Origin of the sequence: Metabacillus dongyingensis (genome assembly GCF_019933155.2) — a bacterium.
Taxonomy (GTDB): Bacteria; Bacillota; Bacilli; order Bacillales; family Bacillaceae; genus Bacillus_P; species Bacillus_P dongyingensis.
Map to the genome: position 1 here is coordinate 1,015,399 of NZ_CP082944.1, position 20,546 is coordinate 1,035,944.

The window sequence follows — 20,546 nt, forward strand, 5'->3', positions numbered from 1 at the left end:
TATTGCAGAAGAGTGCTTGTTAAATATTTACACAAATCATAAAACAATAAAAAAGGTAAGTCAACAATACTTTTATAATTTTCAGACTTTTTAAAATAAAGATTGATTTGTAAAAAAACGGATGATATACTTTTTGTAAATTTAGAACAATTATTCATCGTTCGGACAAAAGTTGAAAGGTTGATTCTTCAATGAATGAAAATATTTTCACGGAAAATTTATTAATAAAAGTCGCTTGGTACTATTACAAAGAAAATTTAACTCAAAATGATATCGCTGAAATTTTGAATATTTCTCGAAATAAAGTAGTGAGACTGCTTGATAAAGCCAGAGCAGAAGGTGTTGTACAATTTCAAATAAAAGGATATGGATCTAACTGTCTAAGTATAGAAAAAGAATTTAAGGAGACTTTTTCACTTCAAAATGCATTTGTTATTCCAACTCCCATTGCAGAAAATGATTTAAGTGCTTCATTAGCTAAGGCAGCAGCGCAATTTATTCAAAACAAGCTTGAGAAGCAAGACCTGGTAGGTTTTGGTTGGGGAAAAGCAGTTTCTAATACAATCGAACATCTGTCATTGGAGACAGACAATGAATTATCTGTCGTAACTCTAACAGGAGGTGTGAATTATTATTTTCCTAACAGCAACTCAGTCAGTGGAGGGATTGGGAAATTTAACAAAATACATGTTATTCCGACCCCCTTCATGGTTTCAACTGAAGAAATGGCAGCTAAGTTTTTAAATGAGCCATCTGTAAAGGAATTTCTTGATCTCGCTAAATTATCAAAATATGTGGTTGTAGGAATTGGCGGTATTTATCCGGATGCAACAATTATACTTGAAGAAAAAATGACCATTAATGAACTGACTCACATTAAACAGCAAAATGCTGTAGGAGATATATTAGGTCAGTTTTTTAATAGAAACGGGGAAGTTCTGGATTTGCCTCATCATGCCAGATTGATAGGTACAAAGCTCTCAACACTTAAAGAAATGAACAATGTCATTGCAGTAGCGGGAGGTGATAAGAAAGTAGAAGCGATTTACGGCGCTTTGAAAGGTAAATATATCCATACTATGATTACAGATGAATCAACTGCAGAATCTCTAATTAAAATGGAGGTGGAAAGCAAGAATGAATTACATTCTGGCGCTTGATGCGGGCACAGGGAGTGTCCGTGCAGTTTTATTTGATTTAGAAGGTAACCAGGCATCTGTTTCACAGGCGGAATGGACTCATTTATCAGATGAAAATTATCCAGGCTCAATGGACTTTGACTGGAGCAAGAATTGGGAGCTAACTGTAAGATGTATAAAGAATTTGTTAGAAGAAAGCAACATAGATCCACATGAGATTAAAGCTATCAGCGCTACTAGTATGAGGGAGGGATTTGTGCTATACGATGAAAACGGAGAGGAGATATGGGCTTGTGCAAACGTAGATGCACGCGCTTCAGAGGAAGTTAAATTGCTTAAATCAATAGATTCAGACCTAGAACAGAAAATCTATGAACTATCTGGACAAACTTTTGCTTTGGGCGCTCTTCCCAGATTGTTGTGGCTGAAGAATCATAAACCTGAACTTTACGAAAAAGCTGCATCTATTTCAATGATAAATGACTGGATTCTTTATAAGTTGTCTGGAGAATTAAAGGCAGATCCTTCCAATGGCTGTACCACTGGCATCTTCGATTTAAGTAAACGCACATGGACTTCCGCAGTCACTGATCTTTGCGGAATAAAAAGCAGTATATTCCCTCAAGTAAAAGAAGCTGGCACCATTCTTGGCACAGTCACAAATGAAAGCGCATCCATAACAAGCTTGAAACCTGGCACCCTGGTGATTTCAGGTGGAGGTGATGCACAAATGGCATCGGTCGGAGTGGGTGCAGTCCGTAAGCACCAAACCGTTATTTCGGGCGGATCGTTTTGGCAGCAAGAGGTGAATATCGATAAGCCGCTGGTTGACAGACATGGGCGTATCCGTGTGAACTGTCATGCTGTACCAGACTTATGGCAAATTGAAACAATAGCTTTTTTTCCGGGACTTGTGATGCGGTGGTTTCGGGATGCTTTCTGTGATAGTGAGAAAGAACAAGCAGCTGCTTCCGGGAAAGATGCTTATGAAATACTAGAAGAAAAAGCAAAAGATGTACCAATTGGGTCTCATGGAATTATGCCTATTTTTTCAGACGTCATGAATTACATGTCTTGGCGACATGCATCACCTTCCTTTATCAACCTTAGTCTAGATCCTCACAAAGCAGGCAAAAAAGAAATGTTTAAATCACTCCAAGAAAACGCCGCCTTAATCACCCTAGGAAATCTAAAAATCATTCAAGAAGAAACTGGATTCTATCCAAAAGAAGTTATTTTTGCAGGTGGAGCTTCAAAAGGGAAACTATGGAGCCAAACATTGGCTGATGTTTTGGGGATTCCAGTGAAAATCCCTGCAGTAAAAGAAGCAGCTGCGCTAGGTACAGCTTTATTTGCAGGGATTGGTGCAGGTCTATATTCCGATATCTACGAAGCCGTTGAGAAAGTAGTAAAGTGGGATCGTATTCACACCCCTAATCCTGTCAGTCATGAAAAATACCTTGTTATTTATGAACATTGGAGAAATATTTATATCGAGCAGCTGCGCATTGCCGACAGTGGATTAACAAATCACATGTGGAAGGCTCCAGGCCTATAAAATTCACTTTGAAGGGAGGTGAATAGATGAAAAAAGTGAATGAAAATGACTTTGAATATCGCTTTGGAGATAACGGGCCCAAATACTTACTTCAAGGCCCTAATGTTGATATAGGGATTGTTGTTTTAAAACCGGGTCAGGATTTTCCCAATCACTATCATACAACCTGTGAAGAGGATTTCTATATTCTTGAAGGATCGATAGATTTTTATATTAATAATAATAAATATACGGCAAAGCCAGGAGATTTAATCCAATGCCGGCCTGGTGATTCTCATTATCTGTTCAATAATTCATCTGAGATATTTAAGGCTGTATTTATTAAGTCACCTCATATAACTGAAAAAGATTCCGTCATTGTTGATAACCCTATCATTAATTAAGGAGAGGATAGATTATGAGTTGGGGATTTAGAAATCGTTTGAATAAAATATTGCCGGATGGAAGAGCTGTCATGCTGGCTATTGATCATGGTTATTTTCTAGGACCAATCAGCGGGCTGGAAAAGCCGGGAGAGACGGTAAAAGAACTGCTGCCTTATACAGATTCTTTATACTTAACCAGAGGGACGCTTGCTGCAAGTATTTCCGATAACACTGAAAAGCCTATGGTCCTGCGAATTTCTGGAGGGCCAACAGTAGTTGGGAAAGACCTGGCAAACGAAACGATTGTCACATCAATAAAAGAAGCAATTCGTCATAATGTTGTTGGAGTGGGTGTTTCTGTGTTTGTTGGTTCAGAATATGAAACTCAAACAATTACAAATCTTGCACATGCTGTAACAGATGCACATGACTTTGGGCTGCCTGTTCTAGGTATTACAGCAGTTGGGAAAGAGCTTGAAAAGAGGGATGCCCGCTTCCTTGCTTTAGCATCGAGGGTAACGGCGGAAATGGGAGCAGATATTGTCAAAACCTATTACTGTGATGATTTTGAAAAAGTCACTAGTAAATGTCCAGTTCCAATCGTTATAGCTGGGGGACCTAAATTTGATACTATTCGCGAAGCATTGGAAATTACCTATAATGCAATGGAGCAAGGTGCGGCTGGAGTTGATATGGGCCGCAATATTTGGCAATCATCCCATCCTACAGCCATGATTAAAGCGATCCATTCAATTGTTAAACAAAATTACTCTGTCAATGAAGCTGTTGAGTTATATGAATCTGTTACAAGAGTTAAGACATCATAAATCTTTCAAAATCTTGAAGGTGAATAATGCAGGCAGCGAGACACTGTAAAGGCAGTGTCTTTTTTATTTTTACTCTAATTTTACAAAAAGCCTGTTTTAATTAAAAATGAGTTTCATTGCCGAAATTATGTGGTAATTCAATAGAGTAAATATAATAGAACGGAAGGATGAATCAATTGGACAAGCACTCTAAAAACAGCAAGGACGAACAGTTAGAAGCCTACCGGGTTGATGATACAGGGAAAAAGCTGACAACGAATCAGGGGCTGCGTGTTTCAGATGATGAGCATTCTTTGAAAGCGGGTGTCAGGGGCCCAACACTTATGGAAGATTTTCATTTCAGGGAAAAGATGACTCATTTTGATCATGAGCGCATTCCTGAACGAATTGTGCATGCTATGGGCTACGGGGCTCATGGTTATTTTCAGGTTTACGAGCCGATGAAAGAGTTCACAAAAGCTAAATTTCTTCAGGATCCATCTGTTAAAACACCTGTATTTGTCCGTTTTTCAACGGTGGCGGGCTCCAGGGGTTCAGGTGATACAGTAAGAGATGCAAGAGGATTTGCAACGAAGTTCTATACGGAAGAAGGAAATTATGATCTAGTCGGAAATAACATTCCGGTTTTCTTCATTCAGGATGCGATTAAGTTTCCGGATTTGGTGCACGCACTAAAACCTGAACCGCATAATGAAATGCCTCAGGCATCTACTGCTCACGATACGTTTTGGGATTTCATTGCTAACAATCAGGAATCAGCACATATGATTATGTGGGCAATGTCCGACCGGGCAATCCCGCGAAGCTACCGGATGATGGAGGGATTTGGCGTACATACCTTCAGATTTGTAAACGAGGAAGGAAAGGGCCGCTTTGTTAAATTCCACTGGAAGCCGAAGCTTGGTGTTCATTCTCTTGTCTGGGATGAAGCTCAAAAGCTTGCAGGAAAAGATCCTGATTTTCATAGAAGAGATCTTTATGAAGCGATTGAAAATGGAGATTATCCAGAGTATGAGCTTGGCGTTCAAATCATAGAAGAAGAGGATGAATTTAACTTCGACTTTGACATTCTCGATCCGACAAAACTATGGCCGGAGGAAATCATTCCTGTAAAATTGATTGGAAAAATGACATTGGACCGCAACCAGGATAACGTATTTGCAGAAACTGAACAGGTTGCGTTTCATCCGGGAAGTGTAGTACCCGGCATTGATTTTTCAAATGATCCTTTGCTTCAGGGGCGTTTATTTTCATATACAGATACACAGCTCTCAAGACTTGGCGGTCCAAACTTCCATGAGCTTCCGATCAATCGTCCCGTCTGTCCGTTCCATAACAACCAAAGAGACGGCATGCACCGCATGACGATCAATCGCGGTCAGACGGCTTATCATAAGAATTCACTTGCTCAAAATGACCCTCGTCCCGCTGCTGAAGAAGAAGGAGGCTATGTCCATTATCAGGAAAAGGTAGAGGGAAGTAAAATCCGTCAGCGCAGTGAAAGCTTTAAGGATCATTTTTCACAGGCTAAGCTGTTCTGGAACAGCATGACGGAAATTGAAAAGCAGCATATCATCTCAGCTTTCCGCTTTGAGCTCGGAAAAGTGAAGAGCAAAGATGTTCAGCAGCAGGTTGTGGACATGATCAGTTCTATAGATATGAGGCTTGCAAAAGAAGTCGCAGCAGGCCTTGGAGCTGCCGTCAATAATGCTGCTTTAGAGTCAGGTGCAACGAACTCATCACCTGCACTCAGTCAGGAAAAAACAATAAAAGTTCCGGACACACGCAAAGTAGCGGTACTAGTTGAGGACGGATACATTGCTGCTCAACTAAATCCATTCTTAAGTGCTTTAGAAGAAGCAGGTATGACGCCAGAAGTGGTCAGTCACACCCTGAGCCCGCTTAAAAGTGATGACGGTCACGAGCTTGAAGTGGACCATACTTTCCTAACCAGTGATTCCGTTTTATTTGACTCCATTTACATTGCAGGAGGTACTAAAAGCAGGGATCTCTTACTGCAGAAAAAAGAAGCGATTGCATTCTTGAAAGAAGGCTTCAGCCATTTCAAAGCGATTGGGGCAGCATATGAAGCTGCCGAGATTCTAGAGGCAGCAGGAATTGGCAATGGTTCAGGCGTAGTAGTTGCTGGAGAAGCAGAAAAAGCGGCGACTTTCTCCGATGCATTTATTGCAGCTGCAGCCGAGCACCGCCACTGGGACAGAGAAGTTTAATAGAAGAAAAGGCACTGTTTTCTCAGTGTCTTTTTTTGCATAAAAAAAGAGAAAGAACGCAGGGCTCTTTCTCCAAATATAGGTATTGTTAGGATGAACAAAGGTTAAATGTGGTTGATTTTCATGCATTTATCGCATGTATTGCCATAACACTCATGCTGTTCTTCAATTTTATCCCCGCACTCCAAACACTTCTTTGCAGGCAGGTTTTTGAAAAATTCAGTCATTTTAACTAACATTGGTATCCCCTCCAAGTTGTTGTTACTGTTATTGTATTATAACAGATGGTAACATGTCAACATCTGTTTTGTAACAATGTCATAAAACATGCAATTTTTTATAAAAATGGGTATATTGAGAGGTAGGAATAAAAATAAAGGAGGATTGTAATGAAGGTAACAGTTGTTGGTTTTTGGGGCGGGTATCCTGCTGTTAATGAGGCGACATCAGGATATCTTTTTGAATCGGACGGGTTTAGGCTGCTTGTAGACTGCGGAAGTGCTGTTTTATCACAGCTGCAGAATTATGTGAAGCCTGAAGAACTTGATGCTGTCATTCTTTCCCACTATCACCATGACCATATTTCAGATGTGGGACCTCTGCAATTTGCAAGGCTGATTGCAGCGTATTTAAAAAAGAGCAATAAAGCACTGCCGATCTATGGACATGCTGCCAATCAGAAGGAATTTGCAGGACTTACATATAAAGATGCAACAATAGGGAAGGCTTATAATCCAAATGAACAGATTCAAATCGGTCCTTTCACCATTTGTTTTTTAAGAACAAAGCATCCGGTTGACTGCTTTGCAATGAGGATTTCTGATGGTGCTGCAGAAGTCGTTTATACAGCTGACTCAAGTTTCATTGATGAGTTTATTCCCTTTTCGGAAAATGCAGACCTGCTTCTTTGTGAGTGCAATTTTTACGGAGAGATGGATGGGTCAGGTGCAGGCCATATGAATAGCTACGATGCAGCTAACCTGGCGAGCCGTGCTTCCGTAAAGGAATTAATGCTTACTCATTTGCCGCATTTCGGTAATCATTTGGACTTAGTGGGAGAAGCCAAGACCATATATAAAGGCCCTGTCCGCCTTGCTGCTTCCGGCTTACAGTGGACACAGGAAAATTAGGAGGAACAAAAAATGCTATTTATCGATAATCAAGGGATTACGGATCCAAGAATAAACCTGGCGATCGAGGAGTATTGCCTGAAAAATTTAGATCCTGAACAAACTTACCTTCTTTTCTATATTAATGAACCTTCCATCATCATTGGGAAGAATCAAAATACAATAGAAGAAATTAATACGAAATATGTAGAAGATCAAGGGCTGCATGTTGTCCGCAGATTATCAGGGGGCGGAGCGGTTTACCATGATCTTGGAAACTTGAATTTCAGCTTTATTACGAAAGACGATGGAGACAGCTTTCACAATTTCAAAAAATTCACTGAACCTGTGACCCGTGCATTAAAACGTCTTGGAGTTGATGCAGAGCTTAGCGGAAGAAATGATATTTTAGCTGAAGGCAGAAAAATATCAGGCAACGCTCAATTCTCTACGAGAGGCAGAATGTTCAGCCATGGTACACTTCTGTTTGATTCTGAGATGGAGAATGTTGTTTCCGCTTTAAATGTGAAAAAGGACAAGATTGAATCCAAGGGCATAAAATCGATTCGCAGCAGGGTAGCAAACATCAGCGAATTTCTTGAAGAAAAAATCACGATTGAACAATTCAGAGAGATCATTCTCCGTTATATCTTTGATACAGATGGCGAAATTCCCCAGTATAAACTGACAGAATCAGATTGGGAAAAGATCACTGAACTCTCAAAAGAACGCTATCAAAACTGGAACTGGAATTACGGCAAATCTCCAGCCTTTAATCTTCAGCACTCAAACCGTTTTCCTATCGGCCAAATTGATGTTCGCCTGGAAGTTCATAAAGGCAGGATTGAAAACTGCAAAATCTTCGGGGATTTCTTTGGAGTCGGAAATGTTGAAGATATTGAAAATCGCTTAAAAGGCCAGCAATATGATCGTTCATCGATTGAAATGGCTTTCAGGGATGTTGATATCAAACACTATTTTGGAAATGTGGAAAAAGATCAATTTATCGAGCTGCTGTATTAACATAAGTAAGGGGATGTCCGAAAAATCGGGCATCTTTTTTTTGAAATAATTTAGGTGAGCCGTTTCTTGAGAATTTCTGTACCATAAAATATAATAGACTTATAGTTTTAAATTTTTAGAAAATGAATGGTTGTTCATTCATTTTTAAAAGGGGTGGGAGAATGAATTTATTATCACAGTTGTCTTTATCCGCAAAAACGCATAAAGACAAGCCGGCGTTTATCTTTGAGGGGAAGGAAACATCCTATGGGGAACTGGATGTATTAATCAGTAAATTTGCGGCCGGTCTGCAGAAGCTCGGGGTGAAAAAAGGGGATCACCTTGCTCTTGTGCTTGGAAATTCACCATATTTTGTTATATCACTATATGGAGCAATGAGGGCTGGTGCTACAGTCATTCCAATCAATCCAATCTACACACCGGATGAAATCGGGTATATTTTAAACAATGGTGATGTAAAAACAATTGTAACCCTTGATGTGCTGCTGCCTTTATTTGAAAAAATGAATGATGTTTTGCCATTGGCGGAGCATATCATATCATGCGAAACTCCTCCATCTGATGCTGGATCAGGATTGGATGTTTCGGCTCTCTCAATCAGCACAAAATTGAAATCGTTTACAAGTTTACTTGCTACATCTGTGTCTGAGCCGGAAGAAGTCATCCAGTCAGAAGAAGATGTTGCCGTCATCTTATATACATCAGGCACCACAGGTAAGCCTAAGGGAGCAATGCTCACTCACAAGAATCTATACAGCAATGCGAAGGATGTAGGATCTTATTTGAAAATGAATGATGCGGATAAGGTGGTAGCGACACTGCCAATGTTCCATGTTTTTTGTTTGACGGTTTCACTGAATGCGCCGCTGATCAGCGGAGCAACACTGTTAATCGTGCCGCGCTTCAGTTCTGCTGAAGTTTTTAAGCTGATTAAAACCTATGAAGCTACTGTATTTGCGGGTGTGCCGACGATGTATAATTTCCTATTGCAGCATGAGGCGGGAGATGCAAACGATTTACAGTCTCTCAGACTCTGCATTTCAGGGGGAGCATCCATGCCGGTTGCTCTATTAAAAGGATTTGAGCAGAAGTTTAAGGTCGTGATTTCTGAAGGCTACGGTTTATCTGAGGCTTCTCCTGTTACGTGCTTTAATCCGCTTGATCGTCCGCGCAAGGCAGGCTCAATCGGCACGAACATTCTAAATGTCGAAAATAAAGTAGTAAATGAATTAGGCGAAGAAGTCCCTCCTGGACAAGTCGGCGAACTGATTGTAAAAGGGCCGAATGTCATGAAAGGGTATTATAAAATGCCTGAGGAAACAACCCATACAATTAGGGACGGCTGGCTTTATACAGGGGATCTGGCCACGATGGATGAGGAAGGCTACTTTACCATTGTTGACCGCAAAAAAGATATGGTGCTAGTCGGCGGATACAATGTTTATCCGCGCGAAGTCGAGGAAGTTCTATACAATCATCCTGGTGTAGTTGAGGTTGCTGTTGTCGGCGTTCCCGATCCAAATCAGGGAGAAGCAGTGAAATGCTTTGTTGTATTAAAAGATCAATCACTGACAGAAGAAGGATTAAAAGCATACTGCCGCGAACATTTAGCTAAGTATAAAGTTCCAAGTTCCATTGAATTTTTAGAAGAACTTCCTAAAAATACTACGGGGAAAATTTTGCGCAGGGCGCTTAAAGATCAAGTTCTTCAAAAATAGTCAGGAGGAAGTCTGTTTTGAGCAATATTTTATACACATTAGAAAAGCACCTGGCCGTTGTCACGATAAACCGTCCAGAGGTATTCAACTGCTTCAACTATGAAACACTGCTTGAGCTTGAGGCAGCAGTTGAAGATATCCGCACGAACCCTGAAGTGAGAGCTGTGATTTTTACAGGTGCAGGGGAAAAAGCATTTTGTGCAGGCGCCGATCTGAAAGAGAGAAAGACTCTGACAGATCAGCAGGTAAAACGGAATCTATTTAAAATTGGCGAGGTATTCACAAAGATTGATGCCCTTCCTCAGCCCACCATTGCAGCCATCAACGGGTATGCATTCGGCGGTGGCATGGAGCTTGCTTTGTCATGTGATTTCAGGCTGATAGCAGAAGGCACGTCTGTCGGGCTGACCGAAACGGGCCTTGGCATCATTCCTGGTGCAGGGGGAACGCAGCGTCTTCCGCGCATTATCGGCGAGGCTAAAGCGCTTGAGCTTATTTTAACTGCCCGCAAAATTACTTCCGAGCAAGCACTGGAGTATGGTCTGGTTTCAAAGACAGCTCCTGATGTCATGGCAGCTTCAGCAGAGCTTGCAGAAGAGATTCTCAGAAATGGGCCAATTGCTCTCCAGCAGGCTAAATTTGCAATCAAACAGGGAATGAATGCAGACCTTCAGACAGGCTTGCATATTGAGCGCAAGGCTTATGAAGTAACAATCCCAACCGAAGACCGTGTTGAAGCTTTAGCGGCTTTCAGCGAAAAACGAAAGCCTGTTTTTAAAGGGAAATAAGATGGAGCGGCCAAATACCCGGCCGCTTTTTCTATGGTCTTTTTCCCTTGGCTCCAAGTGCCGATTACCATATCTTTACTATCCTCTTCTATCCTTTTTATGACTCCTTCGTCAATTTCCTTATTTGTCAGCCATCTCGAACCATCTGCTTCTAAAACATATCCAAGAAGGATCACAGGATATAAACAGTTTGGCCATACATCAACTTGCTGCTTCCTTGAATATGAAACAGCCGCCATCTAACTGTCGATTTTGAGACTTCCCCGGAAATGATGTCTCATGCTTCAAAAGCGTAAGAATGAATCCAGCTGACAACAAGTGTGATTGGGCTATATCTTTCAATCGCTATTTTTATGTGCGTATTCAGCATTAAAGATCGAGAGATAGGTGGAGATTTCCTTGGACTTTAGTCTTAAAAATCAGAATATTGCTATTTCTATATTGTTCAAAATATAATACGAATGTATAATATATAAAACAAATGAAAAGGGAGAACTTATGAAATCACTGCAGGAACAAATCGGCATCAATTTAAAAAATGTCCGTAAAATGCGGCAGTACAGTCTTGATCAGCTTTCAGCCGTTACGGGAGTGAGCAAAGGCATGCTTGCGCAAATTGAAAAGGGCCAATCAAGTCCAACCGTTAATACGCTCTGGAAAATTGCGAACGGACTTGGCGTTTCTTTTTCGTCTCTGGTAGAAGAAGAACAGACTAGTGTTGCAGTTGTACGCAGGACAGATAAAACAGCAGTTCAGGATTTGAATGAATTATATAATGTCTTTTCCTATTTTCCATATGATCAGCAGAAGAAATTTGAAATTTTTCTGCTTGAGCTGCTTCCGGGATGCAAGCATGTATCAGAGCAGCATCTAAGCGGAGTCGAAGAGTATCTATTTGTAAGTGAAGGTGAAATGGCCGTTTCCATTGGTGAAGAGCATTATGAGCTGAAAAAAGGAGACTCCATCAAATTCACCGCTAATCGTGAGCATGTGTATGAAAACAAAGCGGATGGGTCCGCAACCTGTTTTCTGCTGATTTATTATCCGTAAAGAAGAGAGGGAGAAGGATGGCAACAACAGCATTTTTGAGAAAACAGTCACATTTTTCAGAAGGAATAACAGCAGGTCTCAGCATTGCAATAGGCTACATGCCTGTGGCTATAACATTCGGGCTTCTTGCAAGTGATACCGGCCTCACTCTTTCAGAAACCGTCTTAATGAGTATTTTCGTTTTCGCAGGTGCTGCACAATACATATCGCTAAGTCTGATAGCAGCAGGAACCGGGGTCTTTGAAATTATTTTTACTACTTTTATAGTGAATATCCGGCATTTTTTGATGTCGGCCTCATTAAATGAAAAGGTCGAGGAAGACAGTTTATGGAAAAAAGCGCTGTATTCATTTGGGATGACAGATGAAACATTTTCGGTTGCTTCTATGAAAGAGGGAAATGTATCAGCGGGTTATATGTTTGGGCTCATTTTCATTTCCTACTCGAGCTGGGTAGTGTTTTCAGGCGTTGGACATCTGATCGGCGCCAATTTGCCGGAAACACTGCAGGAAAGCATGTCTGTAGCGTTATATGCGATGTTTATCGGGCTTTTAGTTCCTTCTATGAAAAAACAGCGGAAAGTTGTATTTTTAGCATCAGCTGCTGGGGTCATTCATTCGTTTATTTACCTGACTGGCCTGCTTTCAACTGGATGGGCAATTGTTTGTTCTACGCTGTTTTCAGCTATTCTGATCGAAATGATCTATCCGAAGGAGGAGAAGCGCAATGATCAGTAATGTTCTGATGATGATCATCGGCATGGCAGTCGTCACTTATTTGCCAAGAATGATCCCTCTGGTAGCTTTAAGCGGAATTGAATTGCCTCCTTTTGTTCAAAATGTATTAAGAAATGTTCCGTATGCGACACTTGGCGCATTGATTGTACCTGGTGTTTTTCTTATTCAGGAAGATATCTGGTTTGGAATCATTGGGGCGATTTCGGCTTTTGCCGTTGCTTATCTGGGTGTCAATGTCATTGTCGTAGTGATGAGCTCAATCCTGACGCTGATTGTATACGGACTCTTGTTTTAACCTGAATTTTAGTTCTAACTCTCTTTGTCTTGAACTACACTTATACAAAGAGCTTGTTCGAGGGGGCATCATCATGCGCAAATGGCTGACTGTATCAGTCCTTATTTACTTCTTATATGGCCTGTTTGTTTATTGGTATATCTATATGGGGGCAGACTCCGCCCTTCCAACTCAATTTCAGGGGAGCTCTGCGGACCCAAATACGTTTATGAACAGTCGTGAGCTGGAGCTGTCAGGCGAATATTCCAGTTTGAGGGATTTTCTCTATTTTGTCACTGCGCCATTTGAATGGTTTATCTTCTTCGTCATTCTTGTAATAGGATTTTCTAAAAAAATACAGCAATGGTCTGAAGGCATTTCACGCTTCTTTGTGATTCAGACAGCGGTATATGTGTTTTGGCTTTCTTTTATCGTGGCACTTTGTGCATTTCCAATTGAATGGCTGCGCTACAAGATCTCGCTTTCTTATCACATTACAACGCAAACCTTTACTGGGTGGATGAAAGATCAAATCATTGATTTCTGGGTCAATTATGCATTTATGATTTTAATTGTTGCTGTGCTGTATGGTCTTATCCGCAAGTTTTCCGGGAAGTGGTGGCTTTTTGCCTGGATTCTGTCGATACCATTCAGTCTGTTCTTAATGTTTATACAGCCTGTTTTAATTGATCCGCTTTACAATGATTTTACCCCGTTAAAAAATAAAGAACTTGAGACCAAAATCCTTGCTATAGCAGAAAAAGCGGATATTCCCGCAGAGCATGTGTTTGAAGTGAACATGTCGGAAAAAACAAATGCGCTAAACGCCTATGTGACCGGAATTGGAGACAATTCCCGAATTGTCCTCTGGGATACAACGTTAAATAAGCTGAGTGAAGACGAAATCCTGTTTATTATGGCACACGAAATGGGACATTACGTTATGAAGCATATTTACATCGGAATTGCCGGCTACCTTGTTCTAACTCTGATTGGGTTATATCTGATCAACAGGTTAATGAATTTTACGATCAGGCGGTTCGGGCATATTCTCAATATCACCGAAAAACAGCAGCTTGCTTCACTGCCGTTATTTCTGATGCTCCTTGGGATGCTCACCTTTGCCTCAGATCCATTTTCCAACATCATTTCGCGCCATCAGGAAAAGGACGCAGATCTATACGCTATTGAAATGACTGAAAATCCCGAAGCAGCCGTCAATACGTTCCAGGAATTGACGAAAGCAGGCTTAAGCCAGGTGAACCCGCCTGGACTGGTGAAAATTTTCAGATACAGCCATCCAACGATTCTTGAGCGGATTACCTATCTTGAAGAGTGGGGAAGCAAAAATCCTGATAAGTAAAAATAGTAACAGCGCTGCCTCCAGTGGAGAAGCGCTGTTTTTATTTTCCGTAAAATGGGCTCTATTTTCATCTGCAGAACCAATCAACTCCAAAACAGCAACCGCGGAAATCTCATTCTATCAATCATTCAAACACCAAAAATAAAAAATTCAAAAAATTTAAAAGAAAATGATTCCATTTTCAATTAATCTGTTATATATTAATACTATAAAATCTTAACTGTATTATAACAAACTAAACAAACTATTGGAGGGATCAGGAAATGACAAACGAAAGAGTACAAAAATTAAAAGAGAATTGGGAAATGGATGCAAGATGGAACGGAGTAGAAAGACCATATACAGCAGAAGAAGTAATTCGACTTCGCGGTTCCATTGATATTGAACATACACTTGCACGCAGAGGTGCTGAAAAGTTCTGGAACCTGCTGCAGAAGGAAGATTATGTACATGCACTGGGCGCACTAACAGGAAATCAGGCAGTTCAGCAAGTAAAGGCAGGATTGAAAGCGATTTATTTAAGCGGCTGGCAAGTAGCGGCTGATGCAAACCTTTCAGGACACATGTACCCGGATCAAAGTTTATATCCGGCAAACAGTGTGCCGTCGGTTGTAAAACGAATCAATCAGGCCCTTCAGCGTGCCGATCAAATTCAGCATCTTGAGGGAGAAGGAAACATCGACTGGTTCGCTCCGATTATTGCTGATGCAGAAGCTGGCTTCGGCGGACAGCTGAACGTATTTGAATTAATGAAAGGAATGATTGAAGCTGGAGCAGCAGCGGTTCATTTCGAAGATCAACTATCATCTGAGAAAAAATGCGGTCACCTCGGCGGAAAGGTATTGCTGCCGACACAAACAGCTGTAAAGAATTTAATTTCAGCACGTCTTGCAGCTGACGTTATGGGCGTTCCAACTTTAATCATTGCAAGAACAGATGCTGATGCAGCTGACTTAATTACAAGTGATGTAGATCCTGAAGATCAGGCATTTATTACAGGCGAGCGCACACCGGAAGGCTTCTTCCGCACAGCTGCCGGCATTGATCAGGCAATTGCCCGCGGACTCGCTTACGCTCCGTATGCAGACTTAGTCTGGTGCGAAACGTCAGAGCCGAACTTAGAGCAGGCGCAGAAGTTTGCTGATGCCATTCATGCAAAATTCCCAGGCAAGCTGCTTGCCTACAACTGTTCGCCATCTTTCAACTGGAAGAAAAAATTAGATGAAAAGACAATTGCCCAGTTCCAAAAAGAAATTGCTAAAATGGGCTACAAATTCCAGTTCGTTACTCTTGCCGGATTCCATGCACTAAACTACGGCATGTTCGAACTTGCAAGAAAATACCGTGATCATGGCATGGCTGCTTACTCTGAGCTGCAGCAGGCTGAATTCGCAAGCGAGCAATACGGCTATACAGCAACAAGACATCAGCGTGAAGTTGGAACTGGCTACTTTGATGAAGTATCACAAACCATTACAGGCGGAACTTCTTCAACAACTGCATTAAAAGGTTCAACAGAAGCAGAGCAGTTCACGGGTGCTCAATCTTAATAGGACAGAAAAGCTGCCGCATCATTTTGGTGCGGCAGCTTTCTTTTCGTGTACTGGAATTTAATTTCGCTGTATTTTTGAGATCAAAGAACACATATGATGCGCTTCAACCGAGAAAATCTTAAATAAAGGTACCCATAAGAGCTGTATGATGCCCCAAACCGAGAAAATCTTAAACGAAGGTACCCATAGGAGCTGTATGATGCCCCAAAACCGAGAAAATCTTAAAAGAAGGTACCCATAGGAGCTGTAAGATGCCCCAAAACCGAGAAAACCTTAAAAGAAGGTACCCATGGAGCCGTATGATGCCCCAAAACCGGAAAAATCTTAAATGAAGGTACTCATTGGAGCCGTATGATGCCCCAAAACCGGGAAAATCTTAAATGAAGGTACTCATTGGAGCTGTATGATGCCCCAAAACCGGGAAAATCTTAAACGAAGGTACTCATAGGAGCAGTATTATGCCCCAAAACCGAGAAAACCTTAAAAGAAGGAACCCATAGGAGCTGTATGATTCCCCCAAACCGAGAAAATCTTAAACGAAGGTACCCATAGGAGCTGTATGATGCCCCAAAACCGGGAAAATCTTAAAAGAAGGTACCCATAGGAGCTGTATGATGCCCCAAAACCGGGAAATCTTAAAAGAAGGTACCCATAGGAGCTGTATGATGCCCCAAAACCGGGAAAATCATAAATGAAGGAACCCATAGGAGCTGTATGATTCCTCAAAACCGGGAAAATCTTAAACGAAGGTACCCATAGGAGCTGTATGATTCCTCAAAACCGAGAAAATCTTAAAAGAAGGTACTCATAGGAGCAGTATGATGCCCCAAAACCGGGAAAATCTTAAAAGAAGGAACCCATAGGAGCTGTATGATGCCCCAAAACCGGGAAAATCATAAATGAAGGAACCCATAGGAGCTGTATGATGCCCCAAAACCGGGAAAATCATAAATAAAGGTACTCATAGGAGCTGTATGATGCCTCAAAACCGGGAAAATCATAATAAAGGTACTCATAGGAGCTGTATGATACCCCAAAACCGAGGAAATCTTAAAAAAAGGTACCCATAGGAGCTGTATGATTCCTCAAAACCGAGAAAATCATAAAAGAAGGTACCCATAGGAGCTGTATGATGCCTCAAAACCGGGAAAATCATAAATAAAGGTACTCATAGGAGCTGTATGATGCCCCAAAACCGGGAAAATCTTAAAAGAAGGTACCCATAGAAGTTGTATGATGCCCCAAAACCGAGAAAACCTTAAAAGAAGGAACCCATAGGAGCTGTAAGATGCCCCAAAACCAGGAAAATCTTAAACGAAAGTAATCAAAGAAGCTGTTTGCCGCCCTCCGAATTTTCCATCAACAACATAAAAGCAAGCCCCGCTTCGGGGCTTGCTTTTAAATGATTAAACGCAGTTCTGCATATTCTTTGGCTAACTTTAAAAATAACGGTTTGTCATTGCGGTCCAAGGACTCATCGATCTTTTCCTGAAGGAGGGACAGTTTCCGGGTTAACACAGCTTCATCCAACACCATTTGAATGTAAATATCAAGTACGGTTTCCTGTTTCTTTTCCATCTTGAATGTGTTACGGGACTTCATGATCTCGGTATACGTTTTCCTGTTTTTCACGAAAGATCACCCCTGATGCCTTTTTTTAATTATATGGATAAAAGGCCTAGAAATCAACTAAATATTTATAATTTTTAGAAAACTTATTTCTCCAAATTCTGCAAGTATTAAATGGAACCGAAACAGGAGCATGAAATAAATAGGTTTGTAAAGTATGGATGAAAAGATCTCATGATGATCTTTTTGCAGAAAAATAGTCATTTTAAGGCGAATGTATTGATTAACCATTAATTGAAGAGTTTTAAACAGTATTGATTGAAACAGGCAGCCAAGCTTTGCTGTCTGTTTTATTTTGTTTTAATCACTCAATAGGAGATAGGCACTCTTGTGAACTTTTATTAGTTATGGTGGAAAAACCTTATCATTTCATATCGTTTCATTGACTCTACTTTTCAATCAAAATATTGTTAAGGTATTAAACGAGAAACCGCTTACAATAATGAGGTGAAAAAAATGAAAAATAAGAGAACAGCACATATCATATCACACTCCCATTGGGACAGGGAATGGTATATGTCTTTTGAGAAACATCGATATTATTTAGTGAAATTAATCGACGAACTACTTGAATTATTTCAAAAAGAACCAGATTTTAAAAGTTTCCATTTAGATGGACAAACGATTCTGTTAGAGGACTACCTTGAAATTCGACCTGAAAAAAGGGAAGAATTAAAAAAAGCAATAAGTGAAAAAAAGCTTCACATTGGACCATGGTATGTTCTTCAAGATGCTTTTTTAACAAGCTCTGAATCAAACATACGAAATCTTCTCTATGGCTTAAGGGATGCTAAAGAATTTGGATCGGTCTCAAAGCTAGGTTACTTCCCGGATACGTTCGGGATTTATGGTCAGGCGCCGCAGCTGTTAAAGCAAGCAAAAATCGAGACAGCTGCATTTGGAAGAGGTGTAAAACCTACTGGATTTAACAATACGGTGGAAGATGCAAAAAACTTCGAGTCACCCTTTTCAGAACTAAAATGGGAATCACCTGATGGTTCATCCATCCTTGGAATTCTTTTTGCGAATTGGTATTCAAATGGCAATGAAGTACCAGAGGATGAGAAGGATGCTCTTAGCTTTTGGAATACAAAAATTGAGCAGGCCATGAAGTATGCGGCGACTCCACACCTGCTTTTCATGAATGGGTGTGATCATCAGCCAGTTCAGCACAATCTTCCAGCGGCCATTTTAACGGCTAAAAAGCTTTTTCCTGACATCGATTTCGTTCATGCAAGCTTTGATGATTATCTGAAAAACCTTAAAGCATCTTTACCTAATGAATTACAGACAATCACAGGGGAGCTGCGAAACCAGCGAACAGATGGATGGTCTACACTTGTGAATACAGCTTCCGCAAGAATCTATCTCAAACAAATGAATCAGGAGTGTCAGGCGTTGCTTGAAAAAGCAGCCGAACCTCTTTCGGTCATGGCACATCTCGTTGGGTTTGAATATCCGAGTCACTTCTTAAACTATGCATGGAAAACATTAATGAAGAATCATCCGCATGACAGCATATGCGGATGCAGCGTAGATGAGGTACACCGCGAGATGGTAAGCCGGTTTGAAAAAGTTATGCAGATAACTGAAATGATTGTACAAGAAAAAGGAAAAGAAATTGCTTCCCGTATTGATACAAGGATAGATAATGACTCAAATACTTGTATCCCTATTGTTATTTTTAACGGATCGGGTTCGAAGCGTGAAGAAGTGATTACGAAAGAGGTTGAACTTGAGAAGATTTATTTTTCAGAAATGGATTTTCAGCAAATCCCAGCTTATTTTGCCGGGAAATCTATGCCAGAGCTTGAAGTGAGTGATTCGATGGGAATCGCAGTTCAAAGTGTCTATCATGATAAAGGTATCCGTTTTGGCTATGACTTACCTTCTGACGGCTTTAGAAGACCCTATTTTGCCAGGATTGCAGAACTCACATTTTTAGCTGAAAATGTGCCCCAAATCGGTTATAAAACGTATTACGTAAACCAAAGCGAAAATCCGGCTCAATTTAAACAGATTGACATTATGAATCATGACCGTGAAATGGAAAATGATTTTGTTCATATTAAAATCCATGAGGACGGCTCTTATACTCTTACAAATAAGAAAAGTGGAAAAACATATGAATGTTTAGGAATATATGAAAATACGGGCGATATTGGCAATGAATATATGTTTAAAAATACTTTGGACTCACTCCCGCTTACTACAAAGGGTCTGAAAGCCCAAATTAAAGTGCTGGAAAACAATAGCCTAAGAGCAAGGGTTGAAATGATCCACAAATGGGTGATCCCAAAGAGCGCAGATCAAGCATTTGAAAAGGAAAAAAGGATGTTAGTCTGGCACAAAAACAGAAAAGCGTCTCGTTCAGCGGAGACCGCAACTATTCAGATAAGAACCATTATGACGCTAGATCAAACATCAAGAGGACCATCCTTTCAGGCTTTTATTGAAAATCAAGCAAAAGATCATCGAATAAGAGTGTTATTTCCAACAAATATTCAAACGGACTCTCACCATGCAGACAGTGTTTTTGAAATCGTTAAAAGAAAAAACAGCCCTGAAATAGAATGGGAGAATCCTAGCTTTGATCATCATCAACAAGGTTTTGTCAGTATGTCAGATGAACGGAAAGGATTGACCATTGCAAATAAAGGCTTACATGAGTATGAAATCATAGAAGAAAACAAAACCATCGCCTTAACATTACTTCGTTCTGTCTCAGAGCTTGGGGATTGGGGAGATTTCTCTGCACCTGAAGCTCAATGTTTAGGGGAGAATGAAGCAGAATGGATGGTTATCCCTCATTCCGGTGATGTGATTGCATCTGAATCTTACCATCTTGCCTATCAATTCCAGGCGCCCTTAACGATGATTCAAACGGATCTTCATCATGGGGACTTGCCAAAGGATAACCATTTCCTCGAATGGAATGGTCCATCGCTTGCCATGTCGACTTTCAAGATGGCTGAAGAGGGCGATCATGTGGTCACCAGATGGTTCAATACTTCAGATGAAAAAGCTGATTTAAAAGTAAACATGCCTCTTGTTAAACAAGGATTTGCCAGCAATATCATTGAAGAGAAGCTAGAAGTTCTGCAAAGCAACAACATTGAAATAGACTTAAAACCGTTCGAGATTAAGACGGTAGCCTGGACCCATTAAAAGGAGTAGATGAT

The 20,546-nt window shown here is 40.7% G+C and carries 17 protein-coding genes; 15 read left to right on the top strand and 2 right to left on the bottom strand.

Annotated elements, in window-relative coordinates; translation table 11 throughout:
• The first annotated feature begins 191 nt into the window (after positions 1–191).
• From K8L98_RS05140 to K8L98_RS05160, 5 genes are all read left to right on the top strand, one after another.
• Positions 192–1,160 (top strand): sugar-binding transcriptional regulator, encoded by a 969-nt coding sequence (locus K8L98_RS05140; RefSeq protein WP_223440196.1) that lies wholly within the window; start codon positions 192–194, stop codon positions 1,158–1,160.
• Positions 1,138–2,697 (top strand): autoinducer-2 kinase, encoded by a 1,560-nt coding sequence (lsrK, locus tag K8L98_RS05145; RefSeq protein ID WP_223440197.1) that lies wholly within the window; start codon positions 1,138–1,140, stop codon positions 2,695–2,697. Before K8L98_RS05140 ends, lsrK begins: the two co-directional genes overlap by 23 nt.
• Positions 2,698–2,723: 26 nt before the next feature.
• Positions 2,724–3,080 (top strand): cupin domain-containing protein, encoded by a 357-nt coding sequence (locus K8L98_RS05150; protein ID WP_223440198.1) that lies wholly within the window; start codon positions 2,724–2,726, stop codon positions 3,078–3,080.
• A 14-nt stretch (positions 3,081–3,094) separates the two neighbouring features.
• Positions 3,095–3,889: a 3-hydroxy-5-phosphonooxypentane-2,4-dione thiolase gene (gene lsrF / locus K8L98_RS05155; protein ID WP_223440199.1), complete on the top strand. Its 795-nt coding sequence runs from the start codon at positions 3,095–3,097 to the stop codon at positions 3,887–3,889.
• A 167-nt stretch (positions 3,890–4,056) separates the two neighbouring features.
• Positions 4,057–6,120 (top strand): catalase, encoded by a 2,064-nt coding sequence (locus tag K8L98_RS05160; RefSeq protein WP_420828826.1) that lies wholly within the window; start codon positions 4,057–4,059, stop codon positions 6,118–6,120.
• A 104-nt stretch (positions 6,121–6,224) separates the two neighbouring features.
• Here K8L98_RS05160 and yhfH read toward each other — a convergent pair whose 3' ends face one another.
• The gene (gene yhfH / locus K8L98_RS05165; RefSeq protein WP_070879296.1) at positions 6,225–6,359 is read right to left on the bottom strand and encodes a protein YhfH; all 135 of its coding nucleotides are present in this window, start codon (positions 6,357–6,359) and stop codon (positions 6,225–6,227) included.
• 150 nt (positions 6,360–6,509) lie between these two features.
• Here yhfH and K8L98_RS05170 point away from each other — a divergent pair, with 150 nt between their 5' ends.
• From K8L98_RS05170 to aceA, 9 genes are all read left to right on the top strand, one after another.
• Entirely contained in the window at positions 6,510–7,250 is a 741-nt protein-coding gene (locus K8L98_RS05170) for an MBL fold metallo-hydrolase (protein ID WP_223440202.1), read from the top strand.
• A 12-nt stretch (positions 7,251–7,262) separates the two neighbouring features.
• Positions 7,263–8,252 (top strand): lipoate--protein ligase, encoded by a 990-nt coding sequence (locus K8L98_RS05175; RefSeq protein WP_223440204.1) that lies wholly within the window; start codon positions 7,263–7,265, stop codon positions 8,250–8,252.
• A gap of 161 nt (positions 8,253–8,413) precedes the next feature.
• Entirely contained in the window at positions 8,414–9,970 is a 1,557-nt protein-coding gene (locus K8L98_RS05180; RefSeq protein ID WP_223440207.1) for a fatty acid--CoA ligase family protein, read from the top strand.
• A gap of 17 nt (positions 9,971–9,987) precedes the next feature.
• Positions 9,988–10,758 carry an enoyl-CoA hydratase-related protein gene (locus tag K8L98_RS05185; RefSeq protein WP_223440208.1) on the top strand — a complete coding sequence of 257 codons (771 nt, stop codon included), beginning with the start codon at positions 9,988–9,990 and terminating at the stop codon, positions 10,756–10,758.
• Between the two features lie 498 nt (positions 10,759–11,256).
• On the top strand, positions 11,257–11,808 hold the full coding sequence (locus K8L98_RS05190) for a helix-turn-helix domain-containing protein (RefSeq protein ID WP_223440209.1): 552 nt from the start codon (positions 11,257–11,259) through the stop codon (positions 11,806–11,808).
• Positions 11,809–11,825: 17 nt separating this feature from the next.
• Positions 11,826–12,545 (top strand): AzlC family ABC transporter permease, encoded by a 720-nt coding sequence (locus K8L98_RS05195; RefSeq protein WP_223440210.1) that lies wholly within the window; start codon positions 11,826–11,828, stop codon positions 12,543–12,545.
• Positions 12,535–12,840: an AzlD domain-containing protein gene (locus tag K8L98_RS05200; RefSeq protein WP_223440212.1), complete on the top strand. Its 306-nt coding sequence runs from the start codon at positions 12,535–12,537 to the stop codon at positions 12,838–12,840. Before K8L98_RS05195 ends, K8L98_RS05200 begins: the two co-directional genes overlap by 11 nt.
• A 73-nt stretch (positions 12,841–12,913) precedes the next feature.
• A complete protein-coding gene (locus K8L98_RS05205) occupies positions 12,914–14,182 on the top strand; it encodes a M48 family metallopeptidase (RefSeq protein WP_223440213.1) in 1,269 nt (422 codons plus the stop codon).
• Between the two features lie 263 nt (positions 14,183–14,445).
• A complete protein-coding gene (aceA, locus tag K8L98_RS05210; RefSeq protein WP_223440214.1) occupies positions 14,446–15,732 on the top strand; it encodes an isocitrate lyase in 1,287 nt (428 codons plus the stop codon).
• Between the two features lie 1,401 nt (positions 15,733–17,133).
• Here the strand turns inward: aceA and K8L98_RS05215 are convergent.
• Entirely contained in the window at positions 17,134–17,367 is a 234-nt protein-coding gene (locus K8L98_RS05215) for an IDEAL domain-containing protein (protein WP_101567527.1), read from the bottom strand.
• Between the two features lie 453 nt (positions 17,368–17,820).
• Here K8L98_RS05215 and K8L98_RS05220 point away from each other — a divergent pair, with 453 nt between their 5' ends.
• Positions 17,821–20,532, top strand: a complete 2,712-nt coding sequence (locus tag K8L98_RS05220; protein ID WP_223440215.1) for an alpha-mannosidase — start codon at positions 17,821–17,823, stop codon at positions 20,530–20,532.
• Positions 20,533–20,546: the final 14 nt, after the last annotated feature.